Origin of the sequence: Primorskyibacter sedentarius (genome assembly GCF_004342065.1) — a bacterium.
GTDB lineage: Bacteria > Pseudomonadota > Alphaproteobacteria > Rhodobacterales > Rhodobacteraceae > Primorskyibacter > Primorskyibacter sedentarius.
The window spans coordinates 1-3,609 of record NZ_SLZU01000060.1; the positions used below are offsets into that span (position 1 = coordinate 1).

Below are 3,609 nucleotides of genomic sequence, written 5' to 3' on the forward strand. Positions count from 1 at the left end.
GACTTCGGGCTGCCTGCGGTCACCTGCGATGACGACGCCAACTGCCCAGGCCGGTGGTCACGACGCCGCGGTGCCGCAAGGCGGCAGAGAGCCCATCTTGTACTTTGGATTTTCGTGCTGCGCGCGCTCGCAGCGCGAAGAATGCTGCAGGTGCGCAGTTCGTGGCGCTGCTATGCGGCGGAGAGAGCGGTCGTTCGTGCGTCGGGAGTGATGCCGGTTCAGCGGTCGGTTTGGGGGCCGCGGTTGATTGTCTTGCCCGATTGTCGCCACCGGCAAGACTTGGGCCGTAGCTCAGGCTCAGACGGCAAATCCGCTAGTCTGAGAAAGCGGCTGGTTCGCTGGCATTGGCGTCTGACCGGGTCGGCTCATGAGCTATGATCGAAAGTTGGTGACGGTCTGATCAGGCGGCTTTCGTTCCGTGCTTGATCCCGTCGCGACATTCAATCCCCCGAATGATTTCGGCAGACGGTTCTGCCTGTCGAGTTTGCGCCTTTTCTTCTTGGCCGATGGCCTCAACTGGCGGGGCATGGCCAGCGCCGTTTTCCGGCTGAGGCTGCCCTTGGTCTTGGGGGTTCGGTTTCCGACAAAGCTCATCCGGGCGGCAGCGTTTGCGTTGGGCATCCGGCGTATGTCGGCTAACTATGGCTCGATGATAGACGTCTTCGCGCAACAGGGCGTCTTAGGTTTTTGCCCCGCCGTTTGCATGAAGCGGCGGGGCAAAGGGTTGCAATCGTTACAGGCCAAAGTGGTCGATCAGGTCGATCTCCTGGCCGGAATGGCTGAAACGCATGATGATCTCATCCATCGCGACACCATCGGAAATGGCCCAGATGATACCGTTATTGTCCGTCCCGACATTCGGGAAATAGCGGATGAAGACGTCCTCGATATTGGCATCGCCGCGATTGTTGCCGTGGCCGGTGACCACGTTGAAATCGCTGATCGTCACCCCGGCCTCGCTCTTGAAAAGCAGCACGTCATCCTCGGCAGCGCTGTAGTCGAGTACCCATTTGGCGACGTGGTTCGGAGAGGCGGAATGAAAGAAGGTATCCGCGCCCGTGCCACCGGTCAATTCATCGCCCGACAGCCCGCCATTCAGAAAATCGTCGCCGTCATCGCCGTATAATTTGTCCACGCCGCCGTTGCCCGCGATCGTGTCATTGCCTGCGCCGCCATGCAGTTCGTCATTGCCGCGACCGCCCCAGATCACGTCATGCCCGTCGCCGCCAAAGATAAGGTCGTCGTAATCGGTGCTGCTGCCGCTGGTCGTTGTAGTGTCATCGCCATAAAGCTCATCATCGCCCGCGCCGCCATAGATCGTGTCGCGGCCATTCCCACCTTCGACGAGGTCATTGCCTTCACCGGCAACGAGCTTGTCATCGCCGTCGTCCCCGATGAGCGTGTCACTTCCAGCCAGCCCGTAGACGTAGTCGTCATCCGATGATCCGGAGAGATTATCGGCTCCGCCGGTGCCATCCATCATGTCGTCAAATAAGTTCTCGACTGCGATCTGTTCGAGCGGAGACAGTGACCCTCCCAGCACGAACTCCACGATTTCTACCGCGTCATATTTGGCGACGGATATGTCCCGGATGGCAGAAATTGCCAGCAAGTTGGAAGAAAGCTCGAAAGCGGTTCCTATCGATCCGTAACTCACGCCATCGATATTCAGAACGCGAACCATCCCATTTGCGCTGTAGAGCGCATCAATATCGCTTCGGCTTGGCGTCGTATTAGACCCGTAATTCACATCGACCACATCATCGAAAAAAGCCTCTTCGATGTCGTCTCCCCATAAGCCGTCATTCCAGTTGTTACCATTCCCGGGATCGAACACCTCAGAGGCCGCATCCGGACCATTCGCAACCACACTTGCGAGCAAACTCGGCAGATTGGCGTTTGCCCAATAGTAATGCCGTTCAACCGCGATCTCAGTGGGGTCGCCGTCGCGCCGGAACCCATCCAGGGCCACGAAGTCCAGGAAACCGTCGGGCGTTGCGTTACCCGTCGCCGCGTTTCCAACATCGCGCAACACCGCCGCATCCGTCAGATCATCATTCAACGCGACAAGCTGATCGCCCGCTTCCAGCGTCGACAGGATCGAGTCGTTGTGGACGCGGATTCCCTCGGCGACGTAATTGTGATGCTCGCGCACCTCGAAGTTATAGGTCTGCCAGCCTGCCTCGACCTGTTCTTTCAGAACCGTATTGCCCGCCACGGCGATGCTCTTAATCTGGGCTACCTCAAACAGATGCGCGGTCTCCGCCGAATAGGCGATCACCTCGCCCGTAGCTTCAACAATCGAGCCATCCACATCGACCAGCCGCGCCTTGCCGCCGCCTAGCCGCAACATGTGGCCGATCTCCATGTAATCACCCGTCTCGGTCAGGAAACGGTGGCCGGGGGTGGTTATCAGGTTGTGGCGTTCATCGTCAAATTGCAACGCCACAAATGCCAGTGTAGTGTTCCTAAAGAGCTTATCAATCTGCCCCCGGACCATGTTCCCTTCGCTATCAAAGGTAACAATACTATCATTGATCGTGATCCTCTCGATGGGTTTTTGGATGATTTCTTCTTCTCCTAAATGCCCCCCGATTTTTGATGCCCAAATGTCGATCAATGTGCCAGCGGGGAAGCAGTCTAGAATGATATCGGACCCATCTACCGGCGCACCTGTAAGGCTCTCAAGCAGGATTGCCATGGCGCCCTCATCGCCGCTCTCGGCCTGTTCGATCACGTCTAGGAACTCATCCAAATCACCGTTATCGGGCAATTCTGGAACATACGTCCCATTTAGGATGCCCGCCAACTCAGTGTAGCTTTTGACGCTGAGCGCACCGTTGTCGACAGAGGGTCGTGGATCATATGGGATTGTGCCGTTGTTGGTATTTGTCGCCCATGTTGCCTCAAGCTGACCTTCACCAAAATTGTAGTAAGTCGCCAGAAGTTCGGCCTTCTGTTCGTCGCTGTAAAGGCTCCAAGCCACCGCGCCCAGTTTTCCGATGAAGAAATCTTGACCCAACTCGACATAGAGACCCGCGATCTTCGCCTGAAGCCCATCAACGTTGTTAACTAAATCTCTGACAAATGCGCCATAGTCTATCTTGTATTTGTTCAAATCCAATGGATCGACTGTCAGCGCGTAGTCACTGAGCATTTCCAAAGCGGTTACCACACGAATGTTACCCAGACCCACATCGCGAAGGCCAATGTTCGCTAGCTTCTCGCTTTTGCTCGGGTCAATAAGCGTCGAAGAATTCACTGGGAGAGACTGCAATTCATAAAAACCGGCGCGGTCACGACCCATCCCCGTCACCAGCCCGCATATTTGCGGGCTGGCTCGAGGCTCCGGTTTAACGCAAGAGCCATGGGAAAGTTATAAGACAGGCGCGGTGACATGATCGAGGATCATGGCAGGGGCCCAAAGGCGGCACAGCGGGACTTTGCGGGCGTTCGCTACCGCTGCGTAAAGGTCCAGTTCAGAGTGATATAGCAATCAGTTTCGCCACACGGTGTTTGTCAAAGGAGTTGTCCGCCGATTTCATGCGGCGTCTCTGATTTCAGGGGCGCTGATTTCGGTTTCTGGGTTGAGCCAGACGGGTCCAGCCG

At 56.6% G+C, this 3,609-nt stretch carries 1 protein-coding gene; it reads right to left on the bottom strand.

The window, feature by feature from the left end:
* Positions 1-733: 733 nt before the first annotated feature.
* Positions 734-3,307 carry a hypothetical protein gene (locus EDD52_RS23280; RefSeq protein WP_132248993.1) on the bottom strand — a complete coding sequence of 858 codons (2,574 nt, stop codon included), beginning with the start codon at positions 3,305-3,307 and terminating at the stop codon, positions 734-736.
* Between the last annotated feature and the right edge of the window lie 302 nt (positions 3,308-3,609).

What these genes read in the sequence shown, in the direction of transcription:
- EDD52_RS23280 (WP_132248993.1), bottom strand. Translation starts at nt 3,307, where the DNA reads ATGGGTCGTGACCGCGCCGGTTTTTATGAATTGCAGTCTCTCCCAGTG.